Source organism: Stenotrophomonas sp. TWI377 (genome assembly GCF_039674525.1).
Classification (GTDB): Bacteria; Pseudomonadota; Gammaproteobacteria; order Xanthomonadales; family Xanthomonadaceae; genus Stenotrophomonas.
Genome location: NZ_JBDJNT010000018.1, coordinates 42,911 through 64,835, shown reverse-complemented (window position 1 = coordinate 64,835; position 21,925 = coordinate 42,911). Strand labels below are relative to the sequence as shown.

Here is a 21,925-nt window from a genome sequence, read left to right as displayed (position 1 = left end):
CTCTGCCAGCCTTGCCGCATTCAATGGAGGTAACCATGCCAGTTAGTTACGACATCAGCCTGCCGGACCCGGCCAAGGCGCGCGGCAGCGATCCGGACCTGTCCTTCCACGCCCAGGGCGCGGCAGGGTTGGCCGAAGAGCTTCAGAATGCCCTGCGCACCCCGGTGCTGTTCGACCGCTGGCGCGCCAAACAGGACGATCCCGACGCGGTCGACCCGCAGTGGGGCGCGACCGATCCGGCCGCCACCGTGACCGGCGCGCAGGATGATCTGCGCATCAACCTCTGCGCCACCACCAGCATCGACAGCGACGTGTTCAAGCAGCGCCTGCGCATGCTGGCCGGCAGTCACTGGGAACTGCGCAACGTGCGTTGAGCCATGTTGCCCGGCCCGCTGGCAGCCGACGCGCTGCCAGCGCGGGTCACGCCTACCCCCACATCGCGCCAGCCGCCACCCAGCGCGCGATACAGATCCACCCGTGCGATCGCAGCCGCCGCCTGGCTGTCAGCCAGCGCTGCCTGGTTGTCCAGCGCGATGCGCTGGGTGGTCAGCACGTCGAGCATATCGATCACCCCGGCCTGGTACTGACGACGCGCAGCCATCAAGGCACGATCACTTTCCTCCACTGCCACCTGCAGCGCCTGCCCGCGTCGCTGCTCCGCGCTGTACCCGTCTATCGCATCGTCCACGTCGTGCCACGCCTGCAGCACCGTCTTCTGGAACTGCAGCGCAGCTTGGCGTTCCTGCAGCCGGCTCAGAGCGAGGTTCGCTTTCAACCTGCCGCCCTGGAAGATCGGCAGACTGATCGCCGGACCGATGCTGAAACGATGGGCGTTCCAGCCGTCCAGGTCGTCGAGCTGTTTGGCCTGGAAGCCGGCATCGCCATTGAGGGTGATGCGCGGCAGGAAGTTGGCCTTGGCCACACCGATGCCAGCCGTCGCCGCATGCAGGGCCGCTTCGGCGCGGCGGATGTCCGGGCGGCGCTCGACCAGGTCGCTGGGTAGCCCGGCCGCCATGCCGGGCAACGCCGGCCAATCGCGCCGCGCGTTTTCCAGCTGTGCGTCCAGCGCCTGCGGGGAGCGCGCCAGCAACAGGGCCAGCGCATTGCGCAGGTGCGATTGCCGATGCTGCAGCGGTGCCACCCGCGCCTCCAGCGCTGCCACCTGCGCGGCCGCACTGGCCACCTGCAAGGTGGTCGCTACGCCCTGCTGCTGGCGGGAAAGGGTCAGCCGCTGCACGTCGCGCGCGATGTGCAGGTTGTCCTCGGTGATCGCCAGCAACTGACGCGTCGCGCGCAGCTGCAGATAGGTACCGGCGGCTTCGGCCATCACCGCGGTCTGCACCGCGTGCCAGTCTTCGTTGGCGATCTGCACGCGGGCATCGGCGATCTCCACCTGGCGGCGCACACGGCCCCAGAGATCCAGCTCCCAGCTCAGGCCGATACCGGTCTGGAACAGCCCATAGTCCTCCCGCCCGGCATTGCCGGACGGATCGTTCAAACCCACTTCGCTGTTGCGCGCACGGGTGGCGCCGACCGTCGCGCCGACGGCCGGGACGCGGTCGGCGGCGCTGCTCCGGCGCAGCGCGCGGCTCTGCGCGACGCGGTTGGCCGCCAGCTGCACATCCAGATTGGCGCGCATGGCCTGGCTCGCCAGCGCCACCAGCAGCGGATCCTCGAAGCCGTTCCACCACGCCGCGTCATCAGCGAAGGCCGCCGAGGTGATCACGCCCCCCTCCCACTGCGCGGGCAGGCTTGCCTGGGGCCGCACGAAGTCCGGGCCGAGGGTGCAGGCCGCCAGTGCGGTGCACAGCGCGCTGCCTGCCATCAGGCGCACCGTCTGCCGGCGCATCATGCGCCCTCCCCCGGCAGCCCACGCCCGCCGCTGTCCAGATCCACGCGCGCCTCCACCGACATGCCGGCGCGCAGCTTGCCGGCCAGCGGTTGGCCTTCGTCGAGCACGATCTTCACGGGTATCCGCTGCACCACCTTGGTGAAGTTGCCGGTGGCGTTCTCCGGCGCGATCGCGGCGAAGGTCACCCCGGTCGCCGGGGCGATGCTGTCGATCCGGCCGTGCAGCGACTGGCCGGGGAACACATCCACCTGCACGTCTACGCGCTGTCCGGCGTGCATGCGCGTCATCTGCGTTTCCTGGAAGTTGGCGACGACGAATGCCTGCTGCAGCGGCACCACCGCGAGCACCGGCGTGCCCGGGGTAAGGTAAGCCCCCACGCGCACTGCGCGGCGGCCAACCATGCCATCGATGGGCGCGCGCAGCTCGGTATGCGACAGATCCAGTTCGGCACGGGCCTGTGCGGCGTCGGCCCGCTCCACGGCGGCCTGCGCGGACTGCACGCTGGCGGTCAGCAGCGCAGTGCGCTGGCGTGCATTGACCACGGCCGCGGTGCCCTGTTGCAGATGCGCACTGGCCACCGCCTGGCGCGACTGCGCCTGCTGTGCGTTCTGCACGGTGCCGGCACCGTCGCTGGCCAGCGCTTGATAGCGGCGTTGATCGGCCTGGGCGAGGCTGAGCTCGGCGCGACTGACATCCACACTGGCCTGGGCCTGATCGATTACCGAACCCTGCTGCGCCAACGCGGCCTGCGCATTGGCCAGTTGCGCCCGTGCATTGGCGAGATCGGCACGCGCGGCCGCCAGCGCGACCTGATAGTCGCGATCATCGATGCGCGCGAGCACATCGCCGGCCTTGACCGTCTGGTTGTCCCGCACGCGGACCTCGCTGACGAAGCCAGCGATCTTCGGCGCGACCACGGTGAAGTCCGCGGTGACATAGGCGTTGTTGGTGGATTGATGGCGGCCATCGTGCAGCAGCCACCCGGCGCCGCCGGCGAGCAGCAGCAGGCCGGCAGCGATGACGAAGGGAACGGAGTTGCGATGCAGGGACACAGGGGAGTTCCTTGAATTCAAGCCACGGCACGTGGCGGATACATGCGTGTGGGCAGCCACGGAATCAGCGCGATCAGCGCCACCGCCACCCACACGACGAGGAGATAGAGATCGGCCGAGGTCAGCGCCACGACCTGCGCATGCAGACGCGCGCCCAGCCCGGGTGCGGCGCCCGCGTCAAACCAGGGTGCGTTGCCGATCCGGTCGACCAGCGCGGTCGAGTGCAGATGGCTGCGCGCGGTGGTGACCGCCTCGAGCAGGCCACCGGCGAGGACCGCGGCGAAGCCTTTGACGGTGTTGAACCATGCTGAAGCGAAGGGGCCATCGGTCGGCGCCAGGCTGCCGGTGGCGAGCATCAGCAGCGGCAGCACCGCCATCGGCTGGGCGATGACCTGGATCACCTGCAGCCACACGAAGTTGTCGCGGTGCCAATCGGTGGTCAGCTGCGCGCCCAGGCCACAGGCCAACGCCAGCAGGCCCAGGCCGATCGCCTGCACCCAGCGGCTGTCCACCCGGCGCTGGTTGAGCAGGGTCGCCACCAGCGGCAGCGCGATCAGCTGCGGCAACGCGACCCACAGCAGTATCGGCGCGGTCTGCAGCGGCCGGTAGCCCTGCACCTTGGCCAGGAAGCTGGAGGGAATCATGATCACCGCCAGCAGCACGAACAGCACGCCACCGAGGGTGATCAGCGCGTAGCTCAGATTGCGGTTGGCCAGCAGCTGCAGCTTGAAGAACGGCAGCGGGTGCGACCATTCGTTGTAGAAGAACAGCGCCAACAGGCCAGTGCCACCGCCGAGCAGCAGGCAGATCAGCGGCGAGGCGAACCAGTCCAGGCGCGGCCCCTGCACCAGGCCGATGACCAGCATCACCAGCGCCGGGAACCCGAGCGCCAGGCCGACCCCGTTGAACTGCGCGAAACGCTCCAGCCGCAGCGGGTCCTGCGGCAGGCCCCATGCCACCATGCCCAGCGCGGCCACACACCACGGCACGATCTGCCAGAACGCCCAGTGCCACCCCACGTAGTCCACCCACAGCGCGGCCATCGGTGTGCCCAGGCTCGGCCCGAACGTGGCCGTCAGCGCATAGCCGGCCAGGCCGTACAACTTGATGCCCGGCGGCAGGAAGCGCAGCGCCACGCTCATCAGCAGCGGTGGCAGCGCGCCGCCCGCCAGCCCCTGCAGCGCGCGCAGGATCAGGAACGAGGGCAGATCCGGTGCGAACGGACACAGCACGCCCAGCACCATGAAGGCGCCGATCATCACCAGTGCGAAGCGACGCAGTGAGAAGGTCACCGCGCACCACGGCGCAAACGCCATCGCGCTGACCGACATCGCCGTGTACAGCGCGATGATCCAGCTGCCGTCATCGGCACTGAACCCCATCGCGCCCCGGATGTCGGCCAGCGCGACCTTGGTGACGTTTTCGTTGATACCCGAGATCAGCACAGCCAGCAGCACGCCGCACAGGCCCACGGCCAGACGCAGGCCGAACACCGCCTGCGCGGGCGGTGCAGCCGGCACGGCAGTTGCTGCCGGCAACGGGGCGGCAACAGCAGTCATCGAACACCCCCCGGGTACGGGGGATGCAGCGGGAACAACACGGACATGGGTCCACTCCACGACGGGGAGCGGCAGTCTAGGCAGCGCCAATGCTGCGAAAAATGCTGCGCCGGCCATCGCTGGCGTGCATCAGACGCACGCCTCACCGGTGACCGTGCAGGCGGCCGGGGTCGCAGTGCGTCAGGCCTGCGTGGACTCCGCGTCGCACATCGCCTTGATGCTGCGGCGCAGCCAGCGATGCGCCAGATCGCTGTCCAGGCGGGGATGCCATGCCTGCACGACAATCGCGCTGCGGACCGGAATCGGCAGTTCAAACAGGCGCAGCGGTACCCCGAGGCGTTCCAGCCGGCCCAGCATCACGCTGGGCATCTGCGGCAGGATCAGGTCCGAATCGGCCGCGGCGAAGATCGCCGAGTGGAAGGTCGGCATGATCTGCGCGACCCGTCGGGTCAGCCCCAGCGCTTCCAGGTCCTCATCGATCGGGCCATACCACCGGCCACGGCGCGATACGGCGATGTGGTCGAAGGCCACGAAGCGCTCGGCAGTGATCTCGCCGGCGAAGATCGGGTGGCCCTCGTGGGCGGCACCGAAGAACGAGGTACTGAACAGGTTCTGCACCTTGGTATCGGCGCTCAGCTTGCTGACAGCGCTGATGTGCAGATCGATCCGGCCCTGCGCCATCGCATCGTCGTCCCCATCGCCCTCGGGCACGAACCGCAGCACCGAGCACGGCGCCTGCGCCTTGAACAACTCGCGCATGCGGCCACCGTACGTGCCGACAAACACATCGTTGGCGCGGATGCTGAAGGTGCGCTCCAGCGTCAGCATGTCGACCTCGCGGCCGGCATTGAAAACCAGGTGGGCCTGCTCGATCACCCCGCGCACCTGCTCACGCAGTTGCAGCGCGCGCGGGGTCGGGGCCAGGCCACGGCCGGCGCGGACCAGCACCGGATCGCCGATCGCCTCGCGGATGCGGCCCAGGGTACGGCTCATCGCCGGGGCACTGAGGTTCATCCGCCGCGCCGCGCCCACGACGCTGCCCTCCTCGATCAGGGCATCCAGGGCAATGAGCAGGTTCAGATCGGGCATGGTCACGGCAGTATCACCTTCAACGTGTGGCGGTGACTTTACTGCAATCCAAAACCGGTATTGATGCGCCCAACGCACGGCTCCGCTGCGGCGCACGGCATGGGTCCAGCGCCAACGGTGCGCGACCCTAGCGCCCCCTCTGCCGAGATTGCCGATGTTCACCAAGATCCTCGTCGCCTTGGATGGCGGCCCACAGCACGCCCAGGTACTGGACCTCGCCGGGTCGCTGGCCGGGCCTTCCACCCGGTTGCACCTGCTGTGCGTGCTGGACCCCGCCTTCGCGCTGGCCGACGACGCACCCCGTGCCGAGCACGCCGAGTATCCGGCCGCCGACGCCCAGGTCCACCAGGCCGAACAGCTGCTTGCCACCGCCCTGAACAGCCTGCGCGAGCGCGGTATCGACGGCATCGGCCACCACCCGGCCGGCGAGCCGGCGCAGGTGATCTGCGATCATGCCCGCCAGCACGGCTGTGACCTGATCGTCATTGGCCATCGCCACCTGTCGCGGCTGGAACGCCTGCTGGACCGCTCGGTCGGGCAATGGACAGTGGACCATGCGCCCTGCCCGGTGCTGGTGGAAGTGCGCGGTGGCGATGCCTGAGCGAACGCCGGCGTGCCGTCATCCATCGGCCGCGGCCGTGCCTTGGCCCGGCGGCGAACGGTGATCGCGCTCAGCCCGGTGCGCCGCCCGCTTCCACCCGATTGCGCCCGCCCCGCTTGGCGGCGTACAGCGCGGCATCCGCCGCCGCCAGCAGCTCGGCAGGATCGGCGTCCAACACCCTCGGCACGGTCCCGACGCCGATGCTGATCGTCACCGGTCGTCCCGACTCAGCGGAAGGCAACTGCAGCTGCTCCACTGCACGGCGCATGCGCTCGGCGAGTGCAGGGGCGCCTGCCAGCGGCGTGGATGCCACCACCACGGCGAATTCCTCACCGCCATAACGGGCAACCAGATCCGTGCTGCGCACCGCGCACCCCGCCAACGTTGCAGCGACCAGGCGCAGGCATTGATCGCCGGCCGGGTGCCCGAAGCGGTCGTTGAACGCCTTGAAGCAGTCGATATCGACCATCAGCAACGCGATCCCCTGCCCGCTTCGCCGCGCCTGCTCCCACGCATCACGCAGGCTCTGGTCGAACTGGCGTCGGTTGGCCAGGCCGGTGAGGCTGTCGATCCGCGACAATGCATCGAGCTGGTCCTGCCGCGCGAACGAACGCATCTGCATCAACACACTGCGCAGGCCCGACCCCACGGTAGCCAATGCAAACCCGGCTACGGCCAGATAGGGATGCTCGCGCACCATCAATGCCGACACCACCATCAGCGACAGGGCCAGGATCAAGGGGCTCCCGGCGCGCACGGCCATCACCAGCGCGCGCGGCACACGCACTTCACTGCGTCGGGAAGGCCGCAGCGCCATGATCGCCAGCAACAGGAACGGGACATCGATCAGCAGATCGACCAGGCCGCCGTAGCTGCCCTCCGTCTCGACGTGGTTGATGTACGCGGCAACACCCAGGTACACCCAGGCGAACACGCACAACGTCCGGAAGAACACGCGCCGAGAGGGATCTTCGCTCGCCCGCCAGCGCAGCAGCGCAAAGCCGGCGATGAAAATGTTCTCCACATCGAACATCAGCCGCAGGTGTGCGATCCCGTCCTCGCCCGCATCGTTGAGCGTGGCGAAGGAGAACGTGTAGACGAAGAACAGGTAGCCGAGCAGCAGCGCGAGCAGCGCATCAATCAGGCTGAGGTACCACGGCTCATGCCGCGGATGGGCCATCGCGAAGGTGAGCGGCACGCCGTACAGCACGTACAGCAGCATGCTCAGCCCCGGCGTCGCATCGGCGTTGCCTCGGCCGACCTCCTGGTACATGTTCAACGCCATGCCTGCCGCCCACAGCCCCATGCCCAGCGCCATCGCGACCCAGCCGACGATCGAGGCGCTGCGGCGCCCCCGCCACACACAGGCCAGCCCCGCCAGCAGGGGCGCTCCGATCAGGAACGCATAGGACACCGGCAGCGCATGCGCGGGCATCAGCACCAGCGCGATGCCATGGCACAGCAGGTACAGTACCGACAGCCAGACCACCATGCGGCTTTCCATTCCGATGCGGCGTTGCGACCAACATACAAGGTTGCCCGGCACCTGGGGATCAATTCATCCCGCGTTGACGGCGTGGGCGCGGCAGGGCGCCGGGCAGCGTCGGCTACTCTTCCTCGAGCTGCTGGAAACGTTCCGCCAGGAAATCGATCAGCGCGCGTACGGAGGGCAGCAGTCCGCGCCGTGAGGGGAATACCGCGTGGATGATCTCCCGCCGTGGCGCCCACGCGGGCAGCACGTGCACCAGCGTGCCAGCGGCAATCTGGTCGCACACCATCATCCGCGGCAGCTGCACCACGCCCACGCCGGCCACCGCGGCCGCGCGCAGGGTCAGCATGCCGCGGGTGACCAGGCGCGGCCGATGATGGATGTCCGCGCGCGTGCCGTCCGGGCCGAACAGATTCCAGACGTGCTCGTTCTGCGGTAGGCCCAGCTCCATGCTCGGCAACGCAGCGAGATCGGCCGGCACCTGCGGCAGGCCCAGCCGCGCGATCAACGCCGGGCTGGCGACCAGGCACTGGCTGCGCTCGGCCAGCACCCGCATCACCAGCTCGGTGTCCTGCAATGGCGGTGGCCGCACCCGGATCGCGATATCGATGCCCTCGGCAATCAGATCGACCCGGCGGTTGGTGGCATCCAGCTGTATCGCCACCCCCGGGCACTGCGCCAGGAAGGCCGCGATCATCTCGCCGACACGCGTGTCCAGCAGCGCGACCGGGCAGGCCACCCGGACGATGCCGCGCGGCTCGCTGCGGGTGAGTTCGATCGCTTCCTGGGCGGCTTCGGCTTCCACCAGCATCGCCTTGCAGTGCGCGTAGAACGTCTGGCCGACCTCGGTAACCGAGAAGTGCCGCGTCGAACGCTGGATCAAGCGCACCCCCAGCCGCTCCTCAAGCAGCGCCACCCGGCGGCTGAGTTTCGACTTGGGCACCCCCAGCGCCCGCCCCGCCGGCGCGAAACCACCGTGATCGACCACCTGGGCGAAATAGTAGAGGTCATTGAGATCCTGCACGCCGCCTCCAGCGTTCACCAAATAGGACTATGAGGATAAATTCTGCTGACTACCGGCGCCAGCGTCCTGAATTCATCATCTCTTCCATCAGACACGGGCCTGCCCCCGGAGGAGTACGACATGAAGAAGATTCTCGGCATCTACAGCGCCCCCAAGGCGCACTGGGTGGGCGACGGCTTCCCGGCCCGGACCCTGTTCTCCTATTCCAGCCACGGCCAGCAGGTCAGCCCCTTCCTGCTGCTGGACTATGCCGGCCCGATGAAGTTCACCCCCGCTGCGCAGCCACGCGGCGTTGGCCAGCATCCTCACCGCGGCTTCGAGACGGTGACCATCGTCTATGAGGGCGAAGTGGAGCATCGCGATTCCACCGGCGCGGGCGGCACCATCGGCCCGGGCGACGTGCAGTGGATGACCGCCGCCTCCGGCATCCTGCATGAAGAGTTCCACTCCCACGCCTTCACCCGCACCGGCGGCACGCTGGAGATGGTGCAGCTCTGGGTGAATCTTCCGGCCAAGGACAAGATGGCCGCGCCCGGCTACCAGACCCTGCTGAACGCGCAGATTCCGTCGGTGCCGTTGCCGGACCAGGCGGGCCGCGTGCGCGTGATCGCCGGTGAGTTCGACGGCCAGCGTGGCCCCGCGCGCACCTTCACGCCGATGGATGTGTGGGACCTGCGGCTGCTCCAGGGCCATAGCGCCCACCTGCCGGTGCCCGAGGGGCGCCATGTCGCCCTGGTCGTGCTGCGCGGCAGCGTGCAGGTCAATGGCAGCCAGGCCGTGCACGAGGCGCAGCTGGTGATGCTCGATCGCGATGGCAGCGCCCTGCAGATCGAGGCCAACAGCGATGCCACGGTGCTGGTGCTCAGTGGCGAACCGATCGATGAGCCGATCGTGGGCTACGGGCCCTTCGTGATGAACAGCCAGGACGACATCAGCCAGGCCTTCGCCGATTTCAAGAGCGGCCGCTTCGGCCAGATCGCTCACGCGTAATTCCGGCGACGTGCTGGATTCGCAGCGCGATTGACGCATCCCCTGTCCTCCGTGGCGATGGTCGTTGCCATCGCCATACCCCGGCCGCCCAGCGGCCTCCCCATTCCCAGGAGTATTTCCCATGGCAAGCGAACCCATCCGTGATCCTGTCACCGATCACCTGCTGACCCCGCAGAACGCCGCCTTCATCATCATCGACTACCAGCCGGTACAGGTGAACTCGATCGCCTCGATGGACCGGCAGTTGCTGGTCAACAACATCGTCGGCACCGCCAAGGCCGCCGTCGCCTACGGGCTGCCGATCGTGCATTCCACGGTCAATGTGCGCAGCGGCCTCAACAAACCGCCGATTCCGCAGCTGCGCAAGGTGCTGGCCGACCATCCCACCTACGACCGCACCACCATCAATGCATGGGAAGACACCGCATTCCGCGACGCGGTGCAGGCCACCGGGCGCCGCAAGCTGATCATGACCGCCCTGTGGACCGAAGCCTGTCTGACCTTCCCCGCCCTGGATGCTTTGAAGGAGGGCTACGAGGTGTACGTCGTGGTCGATGCCGTTGGCGGCACCTCCCTGGCCGCGCATGACGCGGGCCTGCGCCGCATCGAACAGGCCGGCGGCAGGATGATCAGCGTGCCTCAGCTGTTCTGTGAGCTGCAGCGCGATTGGCAGCGCCAGGACACGGTGCCGGCGTTCATGGAACTTTTCATCCAGACGGGCGGCACTGCCGGCATCCAGTTCTCCTACGATCGCCAATGAGCGACGCAACGGCCACGCTCCCGCGTGGCCGTTGGGCGGGCATCACCCGTGCAACGCCTTGGCGTGATGCGCGATGTGCTCGCCGATGAAGCTGCTGATGAAGTAATAGCTGTGGTCGTAACCGGGCTGCAGGCGCAGCGTCAGCGGATGACCGGCCGCCGTGCAGGCCGCCTGCAACCACTGCGGCTGCAGCTGGGTGTCGAGGAACTCATCACCACCGCCCTGGTCCACCAGCAACGGCAGGCGCTCGGTCGCGGCGGCGACCAGCTCGCTGGCATCCCACGCCGCCCAACTGGCGCGGTCCTCACCCAGGTAGGCAGTGAAGGCCTTCTGCCCCCACGGCACGCGGGTCGGCGCGACGATCGGCGAAAACGCCGAGACGCTTTTGTAGCGCCCCGGATTCTTCAACGCGATCACCAGCGCACCATGCCCCCCCATCGAGTGGCCACTGATGCTGCGTGCACCCGTCGTCTGGAAATGCGCCTCGATCAACGCCGGCAGCTCCTCCACCACATAGTCGTACATGCGGTAGTGCGCCGCCCACGGCTGCTCGGTGGCGTTCAAATAGAAACCCGCCCCCTTGCCCAGGTCGTAGCCTTCGGCGTCGGCGACGTCATCGCCGCGCGGGCTGGTGTCCGGCGCGACCAGGATCACGCCATGTTCGGCGGCATAACGCTGCGCGCCGGCCTTGGTGATGAAGTTCTGTTCGTTGCAGGTCAGCCCGCTGAGCCAGTACAGCACCGGCAGCTTCTGCGTGGCGGCCTGCGGCGGCAGGTAGACAGCGACATTCATGTCACAGCCCAGCACCTGCGAGGTGTGGCGGTACACGTCCTGCCAGCCGCCGGAGGCGGCGCGATGTTCGATGCGTTCCATGATGGTTCTCCGTAGGGGCGGCGCAGACCACGCGCCGCCCGCAGTGACTCAGAAATGCACGACCGAGCGGATCGACTTGCCTTCATGCATCAGATCGAACGCGTCGTTGATCTCGTCCAGGCCCATCGTGTGGGTCACGAACGGCGCCAGTTCGATGTCGCCCTTCATGGCGTCTTCGACCATGCCCGGCAGCTGGCTGCGGCCCTTGACGCCACCGAAGGCGGTGCCCTTCCAGGAGCGCCCGGTGACCAGCTGGAACGGACGGGTCGAGATTTCCTGACCCGAGCCGGCCACACCGATCACCACCGACTGGCCCCAGCCACGGTGCGCGCATTCCAGCGCCGCCCGCATCACGTTGACGTTGCCGATGCACTCGAAGGTATGGTCCACGCCCCAGGTGGTCATCTCCACGATGACCTGCTGGATCGGCTTGTCGTGGTCCTTCGGGTTGACGCAGTCGGTGGCACCGAACTGCTTGGCCAGTTCGAACTTGGACGGGTTGGTGTCGATCGCGAAGATACGGCCGGCCTTGGCCTGGCGCGCGCCCTGGATCACCGCCAGGCCGATGCCGCCCAGCCCGAACACCGCCACCGAATCGCCTTCCTGCACCTTGGCGGTGTTGTGCACCGCGCCGATGCCGGTGGTCACGCCACAGCCGAGCAGGCACACGTGTTCCGGATTGGCATCCGGATTGATCTTGGCCAGCGAGACTTCGGCCACCACGGTGTACTCGCTGAAGGTCGAGCAGCCCATGTAGTGGTAGATCGGCTCGCCGTTGTAACTGAAGCGGGTGGTGCCATCGGGCATCACGCCCTTGCCCTGGGTGGCACGCACGGCGACGCACAGGTTGGTCTTTCCGCTCTTGCAGAACAGGCACTCGCCGCACTCGGCGGTGTACAGCGGGATCACGTGGTCGCCCGGCTTGACGCTGGTGACGCCCTCGCCCACTTCCACCACGATGCCGGCGCCTTCATGGCCCAGCACGGCAGGGAACAGGCCTTCCGGATCATCGCCGGACAGGGTGAACGCATCGGTGTGGCAGACGCCGGTGTGGGTGATCTTGACCAGCACTTCGCCCTTCTGCGGCGGAGCGACGTCGATCTCGACGATCTTCAACGGTTCGCCAGCGGCGAAGGCAACGGCAGCACGGGATTTCATGGGGAGCACTCCAAGGCAGGGAACAAGACAGGTGCGCGCGCGGGTAGCCGCACGCTTATTTCAGGTAGGAACGGATCAGCGCGCTCATGTCGCGCACACGCTCGGCGCGCTGCGCATCGGACTGCGCCGGCTGGCCGAATTCTTCACGCAGGTGGGCTTCCATCACTTCGGACATCAACCCGTTGACCGCACCGCGGATCGCCGCGATCTGCTGCAGCACCGGCCCGCACTCGGCCCCGGCATCCAGCGCCCGATCCAGCGCATCGCACTGGCCGCGGATGCGACGCACGCGGGCCAGGACCTTCTTCTTTTCTTCCGGGGAGTGCGGCACGGGCGAATGACCAGAGAACTATACTGGGGGATAGTATACACAACCAGTCGCGGGGGTCACCTCGCGGTTGCCTTGGCGCGGTCCATCGCCTGCAACGGTGCTCCCTCCCGTGAACCGCCCGCCCGGCTCAGTCGAACGCACCGGCATCGGCCAGTGTCGCCAGCGCATCCACCACGTAGCGCACCTTCGGCCGCAGGTGCCGGGTCTGCGGCCATAGCGCGTGGATCTCCACATGGTGCTGCATGCAGTGGCCCAGCACCTGCTGCAACGCGCCCGACTGCAGGTGCCGCTTCACCAGGAAGTGCGGCATCTGGCAGATGCCCAGGCCGGCGATGGCCGCTTCGATCACGGCATCGCCATCGTTGAGCTGGTGGGTGCCGCTGGGAATGAAGCGCGCTTGCCCGGCGTCTTCTCCGATCCGCCACGCCACCGGCTGTCCATACCGATAGCCAACGATGCTGCGATGCGCATGCAGGTCGTCCGCGGTGGCGGGCGTGCCGTGCCTGTCCAGGTAGGCCGGCGAGGCGCAGGTGATCAACTGCTGGGTGCCCAGCCGTCGTGCAACCAGGTGCTGGGCCTGGTCCAGCCCACCGAAGCGGATCAACAGGTCGATGCCTTCTTCGACCGGGTCCACGAAGTGGTCGGTGAAGGTCATGGTGAGCTGCAGTTCGGGGTGTTCGGCACAGATGCGCAGCAGCACCGGCAGAATCATCAGCCGCCCGAACGAGGACGGCATGTCGATGCGCAGGCGGCCTGCCGGCAGGTGCGAGGCCGAGCCCAGGCACGCCTCGGCCGAGGCGATCTCTTCCAGCGCGGTGGCGCAGGAGGCGAAGTAGGCCTGGCCATCGGCGGTGAGCGAAATGCGCCGCGTGGTGCGATGGAACAGCCGCACACCCAGACGCTCTTCCAGCCGCGCGATCGCCTTGCCGACCGCCGAGCGCGAGATTCCCAGGGTCTCGGCCGCTTCGGTGAACGTGGCCGAGCGCGCCGTGGTGACGAAGGTGACCAGCCCATTCAACGATTCCACTGGCAGCATCACCGCGCTCCATTGGGGACACAATGTCCCACTTGCTGGGAAATTGAAGTCCTTTATGTGCCTCCAGGTCAACCCTATCTTGAAGGGGTCGCGCCGCTGGCGCCCCCTTCCCCACGAGTTCGCCTTATGACCGCCCTGCTCTTCCAGCCCTACGACCTCGCCGGTACCCCCCTGCGCAACCGCATCGCGATGGCGCCGATGACCCGCGCACGCAACCCCGGCACCGTGGCCAACGCCCTCACCGCGCAGTACTACCGGCAGCGCGCCAGTGCCGGGCTGATCATCAGCGAAGGCACCCCGGTGTCGCCGCAGGGCCAGGGCTACATCGACGTGCCGGGCATGTGGTCGGCCGAACAGGTGGAGGGCTGGAAGCCGGTCACCGCTGCCGTGCATGCCGAAGGGGGCGTCATCTTCGCCCAGCTCTGGCACGTGGGCCGCATGTCGCACGCCTCACTGCAGCCCGACGGCGGCCAGCCGGTCAGCGCTGGCACCCGCCCGGTGGCCAGCGACCCGAAGAGCAGCGCCTTCGTGTACCGCGAGGACGGCAGCCGTGGTCAGGCCGATCCGACCCCGCCGCGTGCCCTGCGCACCGACGAGCTGCCCGGCATCGTCGACGATTTCGCGCGCGCGGCCGACAACGCGATCGCCGCCGGTTTCGACGGTATCGAACTGCACGCGGCCAACGGCTACCTGTTCGAACAGTTCCTCAACCCGGTCACCAATGACCGCACCGACGGCTACGGCGGCACGCTGCAGAACCGCGCGCGCCTGATCCTGGAGACCGTCGATGCGATGGCCGCGCGGATCGGGGCGCACCGCGTCGGCGTGCGGCTGGCACCGAACAACCTGCAGTTCGACATGCCCGAGTACGTCGGCAACGAAGCGGCGTATCTGTACCTGGCGCAGGAACTGGGCAAGCGCGGCCTGGCCTACGTGCACCTCAACGACAACCATGCACGGGGCGTGTCGGTCCTGAGCGAGGCGTTCCTGCGCACGTTCAAGCAGAGCTACGGTGGCACCCTGATCCTGGCGGGCAGCCTCACCCGCGAGCGCGCGCTGCGACTGGTGGACGAGGGCATCATCGATCTGGCGGCGTTCGGCCAGCCGTTCATCGCCAACCCGGACCTGGTGGCGCGGCTGGAGCGCGATGTGGCGCTGGCGGTGCCGGATCGGGCCACGTATTACGGCGGTGGTGCGGAGGGGTATACCGACTATCCGGTTGCCGGCTGATCATGGGGCCGGCGCGGGCGTGGTGATTCCGTGGGTGCGTGCAGCCACCCATGGGGTGGCTCTACCCGTGCCCCGCCGGCGGTAGAGCCACGCCATGCGTGGCTGGATTTTCGACGTCTGCGCTGCGTGCAGCCACCCATGGGGTGGCTCTACCCGTGCCCCGCCGGCGGTAGAGCCACGCCATGCGTGGCTGGATTTTCGACGTCTGCGCTGCGTGCAGCCACCCATGGGGTGGCTCTACCCGTGCCCTGCCGGCGGTAGAGCCACGCCATGCGTGGCTGGATTTTCGACGTCCGCGCTGCGGGCAGCCACCCATGGGGTGGCTCTACCGTCCGACCTGCGGGGTCATCGCAACAGCAGGCCCCGCTAGGGGGTTGGGTACATCGCCCATTAGAGCCACCACCGCCGCGTCGAGTTGCCCGGTGGCGGCCAGGGTAGCCACCGGGTGCGCGCGCAGGTGCGGCGGCAACGGCGCCGGCAACCGTCCGGCATCCAACGCCAGCAGATGGTCGGCCAGCTGGCGGACGTCCGCGTCGCTGAGTGCAGCAGACGCCGGCATCGCAGCCGTCATGCCGGTACGTAGCTGAAGTGGGTATCGATGCCCTCGAAGCCGATCACGCGACGGATCAACGCGGTGGCGACATCCTCGCCCACGCCACCGGCCTGGATCGCAGGATCGGCATACAGCTCTTCCAACGCCTGCACCTGCGCTGCGCGCAGATAGGGGCGATGCGACCTCAGCCAACGCTGCAGGTTGTCGGCGATATCGCCTTCTTCCAGCAAGCCGTCGTCAAGGTCGGCCACCGCATCGACCATCATCCGGAAGATGAAGTCCTGCAGGTTGGTCGCTAGCAGGTCCACGCGGTCATCGTCGTGCCAGAGCAGCACCACGCGCGGCTCGCCCGGTGCACTCGGATCTTGCCAGAAGCAGTAGTAGTCGCCCGCCCCGGTACTACCGAATGGCAACAGCTGCAGGCGCTCGCGCAGGCGCACGTGACTGTCTTCATCGGTGAACTGTTCGGCGTGGCCCACGATATCGGCCGGCGCGATCAGCTCGAACTCACGCGCGTACAACAGCAGCGGCGGGCGCGCACGCAGCGTCGGGTACACGCTGGTGACCCAGCCGTGGCAGAACGTACCCCAGTCCAGCATGCGATCACCCTGCAGTTGGTGGTACAGCGCGGGAAACGCCTGGCCGAGCTGCTGTTCGATGTCGTGGGGCGTTGCGATGGGCATGCCAGGGTGCATCCGATGCGGCGGGCAAGCGTGCCACTGGCGGTGCAGCCGCGGCAACCACTTCGCACTTCAAACTGTCGCCCGCACCATATCCACGAACGCGCGCAGCGCCGACGACATCTGCCGTTGCCGCGGGTAATACAGGACGAAGCCGGGGAATGGTTCACTCCAGTCTTCCAGCACCGCCACCAGGCGGCCATCGTCCAGGTACGGGCGCGCGGAGTCTTCCAGCACGTAGGCCAGGCCAAGGCCGTCGACCACGGCCTGCAGGATGGTGTGCTGATCGCCCAGGGTGAGCCGGCCGGGCACGTCCACGTCCAGTTCCTGGCCGTCCCGTTCGAACTGCCACTTGTACAGATGGCCGCTGGCGAAACGGAAGCGCACGCACTCATGCTGCACCAGTTCGTGCGGATGCGCTGGAATGCCGCGGCGCTGCAGGTAGGACGGCGCGCCGACGATCAGGCCGCGCAACGGCGGGCCCAATGGCACCGCCACCATGTCTTCGGGCACTGATTCGTGCAGGCGCACGCCTGCATCGAATCCCTTGGCGACGATATCCACCAGGCCATCATCCTGCGCCAGTTCAATGCGCACGTCGGGGTGGGCTTGCAGGAACCGCGCCAGGCGCGGACCGAGCTGGGTCTGCACGGCGGCGCGGGTGGCGTTGATGCGCAGCAGGCCGGCCGGGGCGGCGCGGAAGTGATTCATTTCCTCCAGCGCGTCATGCACCTGATCCAGGGCCGGCTGCAGCCGTTCGAGCAGGCGCTGGCCGGCTTCGGTGAGGGCCACGCTGCGGGTGGTGCGGTGGAACAGGCCCACGCCCAGGCGCTCTTCCAGCGCGCGGATCGCATAACTGACCGCCGAGGTGGACAGCGCCAGCTCAGCCCCGGCCTTGCGGAAGCTGCGGTGGCGGGCCACGGCGGCGAAGGCGGCCAGATGGGTCAGGTTGTCAGTGGCCATGATTATCCCGTTTCACTTGATGAATCATGCCGATATCCTGACTTTTTGTGCACGGGATCGGGGCGTATTGTAAAGCGCCTTTCTACAAACCTGCCAAGGATTCCCCCATGTCCCTCGCCCATGGTTATGCGGTGCACGACCAGACCGCGCCGCTGGTGCCGTTCTCCTTCGAACGCCGCCCGGCCGGTCCCGATGACGTGCGCATCGAGATTCTCTTCAGTGGCATCTGCCACTCCGATCTGCATCAGGCCCGTGACGACTGGGGTGGTTCCAAGTTCCCGATGGTGCCCGGCCACGAGATCATCGGCCGCGTGACCGAGGTCGGCGCCAACGTCACCGGCTTCAAGGTCGGCGATTTCGCCGGCGTCGGCTGCATGGTCGATTCCTGCCGCCACTGCGCGGCCTGCGATGAAGATCTGGAGCAGTACTGCGAGAAGGGCGCGACCTTCACCTACAACAGCACCGAGCGCGAGAGCGGCCAGCCGACCTTCGGCGGCTACTCCGACCACATCGTGGTCGAGCAGCGCTTCGTGGTGAAGGTGTCCGAAACGCTCGACCTCAAGGCCGCCGCGCCGCTGCTGTGCGCTGGCATCACCACCTATTCGCCGCTGCGCCACTGGAAGGTCGGCCCCGGCCAGAAGGTCGGCGTGATCGGCCTCGGTGGCCTGGGCCACATGGGCGTGAAGTTCGCCAAGGCGATGGGCGCCACCGTGGTGATGATCACCACCACCCCGGAAAAGGGTGCCGACGCCAAGCGCCTGGGCGCCGATGAAGTGCTGGTCTCGCGTGATCCGGCGCAGATGAAGGCCCATGCGGGCAGCTTCGACTTCCTGCTCAACACCATCCCGGTCAGCCACGACACCAACCCGTACATGTCCCTGCTCAAGCGCGATGCCACCATGTGCCTGGTCGGCGTGCTGACCGAGCTGGATCCGCCGCTGATGGGCGCTTCGGTGATGTTCGGCCGCAAGCACATCACCGGCTCGGCGATCGGCGGCATGGCTGAGACGCAGGAAATGATGGACTTCTGTGCCGAGCACAACATCGTCAGCGACGTGGAAGTGATCGACATCAAGACCGTCAACGAGGCCTGGGAGCGCATGGCGAAGAACGATGTGCGGTACCGCTTCGTCATCGACATGGGCACGCTGGAAAAGGCGGCCTGATCCTTCCACAGGTTCAAGTGAAACATCCCGGAGACACCGCAATACTGTTCGTCTGAGAGGAGCAGTCTTGACACCGAACGGATGATGGGATTTGGAGATCTTCACCGTCCTCGGCGTAGTTGGCCGAGGACGGTGCCCCAGGAGCGCCCCCTCTCCGATCGGAGCTGTGACACCTAGCTGCCGGTTGCCAAGATGCGATCTTCCCATTGTCATCTTCCGCTGACGCGTCGCCACTGGCCTCGCCACTGCTCCCTGGCCCGACTCCCTTGGCGCTTGGCGCTTCTCGCACGATCCGACCCGCCATGGCACCTTTGGCCTTGCTGAAGCAGTTCAGCCACAGGCCTCTCATTGCTGTGCTATCAATGGCACGCCTTGCTTCAAGGCTCTTTCAGGGATTGGAAGGATGCGCAGATTCGGTGGAAGTGCTGGCGGCACGTTTGCTCTCCGCAGAGAAGTGGAGAATTTCTTTCGGAAGCTGAGTGTCGTGGGCGCATGGCTCTTCTGTGTGCTACTGGTCAGCATGACCCTTGTGCCATCTGCACGCGCTCAGACCGTCACCTATATCCATACCGATGCACTCGGTTCGGTCGTTGCCGAATCTGATGCCAATGGCAACGTGATCAAACGCTACGACTATGAGCCCTATGGCGCTGTTGTGGGCGGACAGGTCACGGATGGACCGGGATATACGGGGCATGTGAGCGATGCGGCCACGGGGCTCAGCTACATGCAGCAGCGGTACATGGATCCGCAGTTGGGCAGGTTCCTGTCGGTGGACCCTGTGACGGCGTATGACCAGCCGGTGGGGCAATTCAATCGATACCGATATGCGAACGGCAACCCATATCGCTTTACTGACCCAGATGGGCGTCAAGCGTTGGGAGCACCAAGGGATTTCTACAATCCTGTAACAGCTGAGCAAGCCCAGCAGATTCTCCCAGTGGTTGCCGACTTCACGCCGGTCCTGGGGGACGTCAAAGGTATCGTTGAGGCAATCCAAGCTCCAACACCTGCGAACATTGCCGGGGCGGCAATTGGTCTGATTCCATTGGCCGGTGACGCCGGAAAGGCAGTGTTGAAGCACGGTGACGAAGCCGCGCAACTAGGACGAAAGGTCGCCAGCCAGCACAAGGCTTCTGGAACCATCTATGTCGATTCCAAGGGAAACGCGATCCCGACACCTCCAGGCGGAAGAATTGAAGGATCTCCAGATGGCCGCTTCGTTCAAGCGAAAGGCCCCGACGGCCAGCCTACTGGAGTGCGTATTGATGGAGGACATAAACCATCAACCCATCCCGATCCCCGAGCGCAGCAGCCGCATGGCCATGTGCCAGGTGTAACCAATGCCGATGGAACCCCTTGGCTTCCCGTAAAGCAATGAGTAAGGAGTGCGTGGAACATGGATAGCGAGGCAGAACTCATCCAGATGACGAGGCTTGTCAGAGAATTTGCACTCGGCGCTGTCAACGCCCAGAGCTTCATCGACACGTACTCTAATTTTTACTACTACGAGGCGTTGGACGGCCACGAGGTTTCAAGTGCAATACATGCGGAAGATAGGGTTCGGCTAGGTCCGGCTATCGAATTGCATCGCCGAATCCAAGAGGAAGTCGTGAACAGGATTTCGGTTGATCCGGAGTTTTCATTCGAAGCATTGAAGACGGCAGGGCGACTGACGGCCTCTGAAGCGCGGGAGCTCGCGCTCGAGATCTGTACAGACGTCGGAATTGAAGCTGTCTTGTCGGCGGTAAGGCCTGCCTGACTGGATGGCTGGGCCTGACGGCAGCAACATGATCTGGAACTGACACGTCTGCCTGTCGTGGGGCCACGCAAAGAGCGTGCCGTTCTCCCGTAAGGCCTCGGGCGGACTCTGCCCTCCCCTGAGTTCGTAACGTCCAGGTGGCGTCGAAAATTCCCGACCTTGGTCGTAAGGTGTCACGTGGAAAAACGGCGCTCACCCGGACCGGGCGAGCGCCGTTCTTCCACGGTGGTTTTGCGATCAGTACGCAAATTCCTTGAACACTGGATCGATGTTGCCGCCCCACTCGCCGTGGAAGAGCGCCAGCTTGCGGTCGGCCGGGGTCAACCCGGAATCGACGATCTCCTGCAGCACCTCCAGGAACTTGCTTTCGTCCTGACCGTCGGCATTGCGCGCGGCGCGACGCTTGAGCCCGGCTACCGCGATCTTCAACGCTTCGCGTGACAGATCCAGCACGGTGCCGTTGCGGAACGGCAGCCTCAAGCCATGCTTCGGCACGCCATCGCGCAGAACGTTGCGCTCAACCAGGCTGAAATCGCGGACCAGATCCCACGCGGCATCGAGTGCGGCATCGTCATACAGCAGGCCTACCCAGAACGCGGGCAGCGCGCACAGGCGGCTCCACGGGCCGGCATCGGCGCCGCGCATTTCCAGGTACTTCTTCAGGCGCACTTCCGGGAAGGCGGTGGTCATGTGGTCGGACCAGTCGCGCAGCGTGGGCAGCTGGCCCGGCAGCACCGGCAGCTTACCGACCATGAAATCGCGGAAGCTCTGGCCGCTGGCATCGTGGTACTTGCCATCGCGGTAAGAGAAGTACATCGGCACATCGAGCAGGTAATCCACGTAACGCTCGTAACCGAAACCGTCTTCGAACACGAAGTCGAGCATGCCGGTGCGATCGTTGTCGGTGTCGGTCCAGATGTGCGAGCGGTAGCTCTGGTAGCCGTTCGGCGCGCCCTCGGTGAACGGTGAATCGGCGAACAGCGCGGTGGCGATCGGCTGCAGCGCCAGCGACACGCGGAACTTCTTCACCATGTCCGCTTCAGTGGCGTAATCCAGGTTGACCTGCACCGTGCAGGTGCGCGTCATCATGTCCAGGCCAAGCGTGCCGACCTTGGGCATGTACTCGCGCATGATCTTGTAGCGGCCCTTGGGCATCCACGGCATTTCATCGCGGGCCCACTTCGGCTGGAAGCCCATGCCGAGGAAGCCCAGCTGCAGTTCGCCGGCGACCTGCGCCACTTCATTGAGATGGGTGCCGGTTTCCACGCAGGTCTGGTGGATGGTCTCCACCGCCGCGCCGGACAGTTCCAGCTGGCCGGCCGGCTCCAGCGTCACCGAGGCGTTGTCGCGCAGCAGCGCTATCGTGCGGCCCTCTTCCTGCACCGGATCCCAGCCGAAGCGGGTCAGGCCGTTGAGCAGCGCTTCGATGCCGCGGTCACCGTCGAAGGTGGGCGGGCGCAGGTCATCCAGGCGGAAGCCGAACTTCTCGTGCTCGGTGCCGATGCGCCACTGCGCCTGGGGCTTTTCGCCGGAGGCCAACGTGGCGACCAGTTCATTACGGTCGGTGATCGGCGTCTCGGCGACGTGGCTGGGGCTCGACAAGGGGAGGCTCGCAGAATTCTGGTCAGGGCGGGGATGTGGGGTTCACGCCCCCGCATCGCAAGGGCGCACTATATCGTGGCGTCCCCTGCCGTCGTGTCACCGTGACGGTTTTCAGCATCCTACTGGCATGGGCTTGACGCTGCGCCGGCCCCGCC

At 66.6% G+C, this 21,925-nt stretch carries 22 protein-coding genes; 8 read left to right on the top strand and 14 right to left on the bottom strand.

Features of this window, described 5'->3' with window-relative positions; genetic code table 11:
* Positions 1–35: 35 nt before the first annotated feature.
* Positions 36–374, top strand: coding sequence for a hypothetical protein (locus ABE546_RS14975; RefSeq protein ID WP_346464306.1), 339 nt, complete (start codon positions 36–38; stop codon positions 372–374).
* Here ABE546_RS14975 and ABE546_RS14970 read toward each other — a convergent pair.
* The 4 genes from ABE546_RS14970 to ABE546_RS14955 all read right to left on the bottom strand — a co-directional run bounded on the left by ABE546_RS14970 (position 347) and on the right by ABE546_RS14955 (position 5,558).
* Entirely contained in the window at positions 347–1,849 is a 1,503-nt protein-coding gene (locus ABE546_RS14970; protein WP_346464304.1) for an efflux transporter outer membrane subunit, read from the bottom strand. The genes ABE546_RS14975 and ABE546_RS14970 overlap by 28 nt on opposite strands.
* A complete protein-coding gene (locus ABE546_RS14965; protein WP_313219616.1) occupies positions 1,849–2,904 on the bottom strand; it encodes an HlyD family secretion protein in 1,056 nt (351 codons plus the stop codon). The genes ABE546_RS14970 and ABE546_RS14965 overlap by 1 nt, the downstream gene beginning before the upstream one ends.
* A 17-nt stretch (positions 2,905–2,921) precedes the next feature.
* Positions 2,922–4,463: an MFS transporter gene (locus ABE546_RS14960; RefSeq protein ID WP_346464303.1), complete on the bottom strand. Its 1,542-nt coding sequence runs from the start codon at positions 4,461–4,463 to the stop codon at positions 2,922–2,924.
* 180 nt (positions 4,464–4,643) lie between these two features.
* Positions 4,644–5,558 carry a LysR family transcriptional regulator gene (locus tag ABE546_RS14955; RefSeq protein WP_121039741.1) on the bottom strand — a complete coding sequence of 305 codons (915 nt, stop codon included), beginning with the start codon at positions 5,556–5,558 and terminating at the stop codon, positions 4,644–4,646.
* Positions 5,559–5,706: 148 nt separating this feature from the next.
* Between ABE546_RS14955 and ABE546_RS14950 the strand changes: the two genes are divergently transcribed.
* The gene (locus ABE546_RS14950) at positions 5,707–6,153 is read left to right on the top strand and encodes a universal stress protein (protein WP_346464302.1); all 447 of its coding nucleotides are present in this window, start codon (positions 5,707–5,709) and stop codon (positions 6,151–6,153) included.
* 70 nt (positions 6,154–6,223) lie between these two features.
* Here the strand turns inward: ABE546_RS14950 and ABE546_RS14945 are convergent, their stop codons facing one another.
* Positions 6,224–7,645, bottom strand: a complete 1,422-nt coding sequence (locus ABE546_RS14945; RefSeq protein WP_346464301.1) for a diguanylate cyclase — start codon at positions 7,643–7,645, stop codon at positions 6,224–6,226.
* A 115-nt stretch (positions 7,646–7,760) separates the two neighbouring features.
* Positions 7,761–8,666: a LysR family transcriptional regulator gene (locus tag ABE546_RS14940; RefSeq protein WP_319623437.1), complete on the bottom strand. Its 906-nt coding sequence runs from the start codon at positions 8,664–8,666 to the stop codon at positions 7,761–7,763.
* A gap of 120 nt (positions 8,667–8,786) precedes the next feature.
* Here ABE546_RS14940 and ABE546_RS14935 point away from each other — a divergent pair, with 120 nt between their 5' ends.
* Both ABE546_RS14935 and ABE546_RS14930 read left to right on the top strand, forming a co-directional pair.
* A complete protein-coding gene (locus ABE546_RS14935) occupies positions 8,787–9,656 on the top strand; it encodes a pirin family protein (protein ID WP_319623436.1) in 870 nt (289 codons plus the stop codon).
* Positions 9,657–9,777: 121 nt separating this feature from the next.
* Positions 9,778–10,416, top strand: coding sequence for a hydrolase (locus ABE546_RS14930; RefSeq protein WP_346464300.1), 639 nt, complete (start codon positions 9,778–9,780; stop codon positions 10,414–10,416).
* 42 nt (positions 10,417–10,458) lie between these two features.
* Here ABE546_RS14930 and fghA read toward each other — a convergent pair whose 3' ends face one another.
* The 4 genes from fghA to ABE546_RS14910 all read right to left on the bottom strand — a co-directional run bounded on the left by fghA (position 10,459) and on the right by ABE546_RS14910 (position 13,814).
* Complete coding sequence (gene fghA, locus ABE546_RS14925; protein ID WP_346464299.1) at positions 10,459–11,289, bottom strand: S-formylglutathione hydrolase; 831 nt, start codon at positions 11,287–11,289, stop codon at positions 10,459–10,461.
* 48 nt (positions 11,290–11,337) lie between these two features.
* On the bottom strand, positions 11,338–12,447 hold the full coding sequence (locus ABE546_RS14920; protein WP_346464298.1) for an S-(hydroxymethyl)glutathione dehydrogenase/class III alcohol dehydrogenase: 1,110 nt from the start codon (positions 12,445–12,447) through the stop codon (positions 11,338–11,340).
* 55 nt (positions 12,448–12,502) lie between these two features.
* Entirely contained in the window at positions 12,503–12,778 is a 276-nt protein-coding gene (locus tag ABE546_RS14915) for a metal/formaldehyde-sensitive transcriptional repressor (RefSeq protein ID WP_038691827.1), read from the bottom strand.
* 127 nt (positions 12,779–12,905) lie between these two features.
* Positions 12,906–13,814, bottom strand: a complete 909-nt coding sequence (locus tag ABE546_RS14910; protein ID WP_346464297.1) for a LysR substrate-binding domain-containing protein — start codon at positions 13,812–13,814, stop codon at positions 12,906–12,908.
* A 126-nt stretch (positions 13,815–13,940) separates the two neighbouring features.
* Here ABE546_RS14910 and ABE546_RS14905 point away from each other — a divergent pair, with 126 nt between their 5' ends.
* Positions 13,941–15,044 carry an alkene reductase gene (locus tag ABE546_RS14905; RefSeq protein WP_102788238.1) on the top strand — a complete coding sequence of 368 codons (1,104 nt, stop codon included), beginning with the start codon at positions 13,941–13,943 and terminating at the stop codon, positions 15,042–15,044.
* A 325-nt stretch (positions 15,045–15,369) separates the two neighbouring features.
* On the opposite strand, the gene ABE546_RS14900 is transcribed toward ABE546_RS14905, so the two are convergent.
* The 3 genes from ABE546_RS14900 to ABE546_RS14890 all read right to left on the bottom strand — a co-directional run bounded on the left by ABE546_RS14900 (position 15,370) and on the right by ABE546_RS14890 (position 17,240).
* Complete coding sequence (locus tag ABE546_RS14900) at positions 15,370–15,615, bottom strand: hypothetical protein (protein WP_346464296.1); 246 nt, start codon at positions 15,613–15,615, stop codon at positions 15,370–15,372.
* Positions 15,612–16,280, bottom strand: coding sequence for an SMI1/KNR4 family protein (locus ABE546_RS14895; RefSeq protein WP_346464295.1), 669 nt, complete (start codon positions 16,278–16,280; stop codon positions 15,612–15,614). The genes ABE546_RS14900 and ABE546_RS14895 overlap by 4 nt, the downstream gene beginning before the upstream one ends.
* A gap of 69 nt (positions 16,281–16,349) precedes the next feature.
* A complete protein-coding gene (locus ABE546_RS14890) occupies positions 16,350–17,240 on the bottom strand; it encodes a LysR family transcriptional regulator (protein ID WP_346464293.1) in 891 nt (296 codons plus the stop codon).
* Positions 17,241–17,347: 107 nt separating this feature from the next.
* On the opposite strand from ABE546_RS14890, the gene ABE546_RS14885 reads away from it, so the two are divergent.
* The 3 genes from ABE546_RS14885 (at position 17,348) to ABE546_RS14875 (ending at position 20,168) form a co-directional block, all read left to right on the top strand.
* A complete protein-coding gene (locus tag ABE546_RS14885) occupies positions 17,348–18,406 on the top strand; it encodes an NAD(P)-dependent alcohol dehydrogenase (protein WP_313209118.1) in 1,059 nt (352 codons plus the stop codon).
* A gap of 403 nt (positions 18,407–18,809) precedes the next feature.
* Positions 18,810–19,787, top strand: a complete 978-nt coding sequence (locus ABE546_RS14880; RefSeq protein ID WP_346464291.1) for an RHS repeat-associated core domain-containing protein — start codon at positions 18,810–18,812, stop codon at positions 19,785–19,787.
* Between the two features lie 18 nt (positions 19,788–19,805).
* A complete protein-coding gene (locus tag ABE546_RS14875; protein ID WP_313209116.1) occupies positions 19,806–20,168 on the top strand; it encodes a hypothetical protein in 363 nt (120 codons plus the stop codon).
* Between the two features lie 237 nt (positions 20,169–20,405).
* Here ABE546_RS14875 and ABE546_RS14870 read toward each other — a convergent pair whose 3' ends face one another.
* Positions 20,406–21,770, bottom strand: coding sequence for a glutamate--cysteine ligase (locus tag ABE546_RS14870; protein WP_313209115.1), 1,365 nt, complete (start codon positions 21,768–21,770; stop codon positions 20,406–20,408).
* Between the last annotated feature and the right edge of the window lie 155 nt (positions 21,771–21,925).

Coding starts and splice junctions, on each gene's coding strand:
- ABE546_RS14975 (WP_346464306.1), top strand. CDS start 36: ATGCCAGTTAGTTACGACATCAGCCTGCCGGACCCGGCCAAGGCGCGC.
- ABE546_RS14910 (WP_346464297.1), bottom strand. CDS start 13,814: ATGCTGCCAGTGGAATCGTTGAATGGGCTGGTCACCTTCGTCACCACG.
- ABE546_RS14930 (WP_346464300.1), top strand. CDS start 9,778: ATGGCAAGCGAACCCATCCGTGATCCTGTCACCGATCACCTGCTGACC.
- ABE546_RS14935 (WP_319623436.1), top strand. CDS start 8,787: ATGAAGAAGATTCTCGGCATCTACAGCGCCCCCAAGGCGCACTGGGTG.
- ABE546_RS14880 (WP_346464291.1), top strand. CDS start 18,810: ATGCGCAGATTCGGTGGAAGTGCTGGCGGCACGTTTGCTCTCCGCAGA.
- ABE546_RS14905 (WP_102788238.1), top strand. CDS start 13,941: ATGACCGCCCTGCTCTTCCAGCCCTACGACCTCGCCGGTACCCCCCTG.
- ABE546_RS14875 (WP_313209116.1), top strand. CDS start 19,806: ATGGATAGCGAGGCAGAACTCATCCAGATGACGAGGCTTGTCAGAGAA.
- ABE546_RS14950 (WP_346464302.1), top strand. CDS start 5,707: ATGTTCACCAAGATCCTCGTCGCCTTGGATGGCGGCCCACAGCACGCC.
- ABE546_RS14970 (WP_346464304.1), bottom strand. CDS start 1,849: ATGCGCCGGCAGACGGTGCGCCTGATGGCAGGCAGCGCGCTGTGCACC.
- ABE546_RS14960 (WP_346464303.1), bottom strand. CDS start 4,463: ATGACTGCTGTTGCCGCCCCGTTGCCGGCAGCAACTGCCGTGCCGGCT.
- ABE546_RS14885 (WP_313209118.1), top strand. CDS start 17,348: ATGTCCCTCGCCCATGGTTATGCGGTGCACGACCAGACCGCGCCGCTG.
- ABE546_RS14900 (WP_346464296.1), bottom strand. CDS start 15,615: ATGACGGCTGCGATGCCGGCGTCTGCTGCACTCAGCGACGCGGACGTC.
- ABE546_RS14945 (WP_346464301.1), bottom strand. CDS start 7,645: ATGGTGGTCTGGCTGTCGGTACTGTACCTGCTGTGCCATGGCATCGCG.
- ABE546_RS14895 (WP_346464295.1), bottom strand. CDS start 16,280: ATGCCCATCGCAACGCCCCACGACATCGAACAGCAGCTCGGCCAGGCG.
- ABE546_RS14920 (WP_346464298.1), bottom strand. CDS start 12,447: ATGAAATCCCGTGCTGCCGTTGCCTTCGCCGCTGGCGAACCGTTGAAG.
- fghA (WP_346464299.1), bottom strand. CDS start 11,289: ATGGAACGCATCGAACATCGCGCCGCCTCCGGCGGCTGGCAGGACGTG.
- ABE546_RS14890 (WP_346464293.1), bottom strand. CDS start 17,240: ATGGCCACTGACAACCTGACCCATCTGGCCGCCTTCGCCGCCGTGGCC.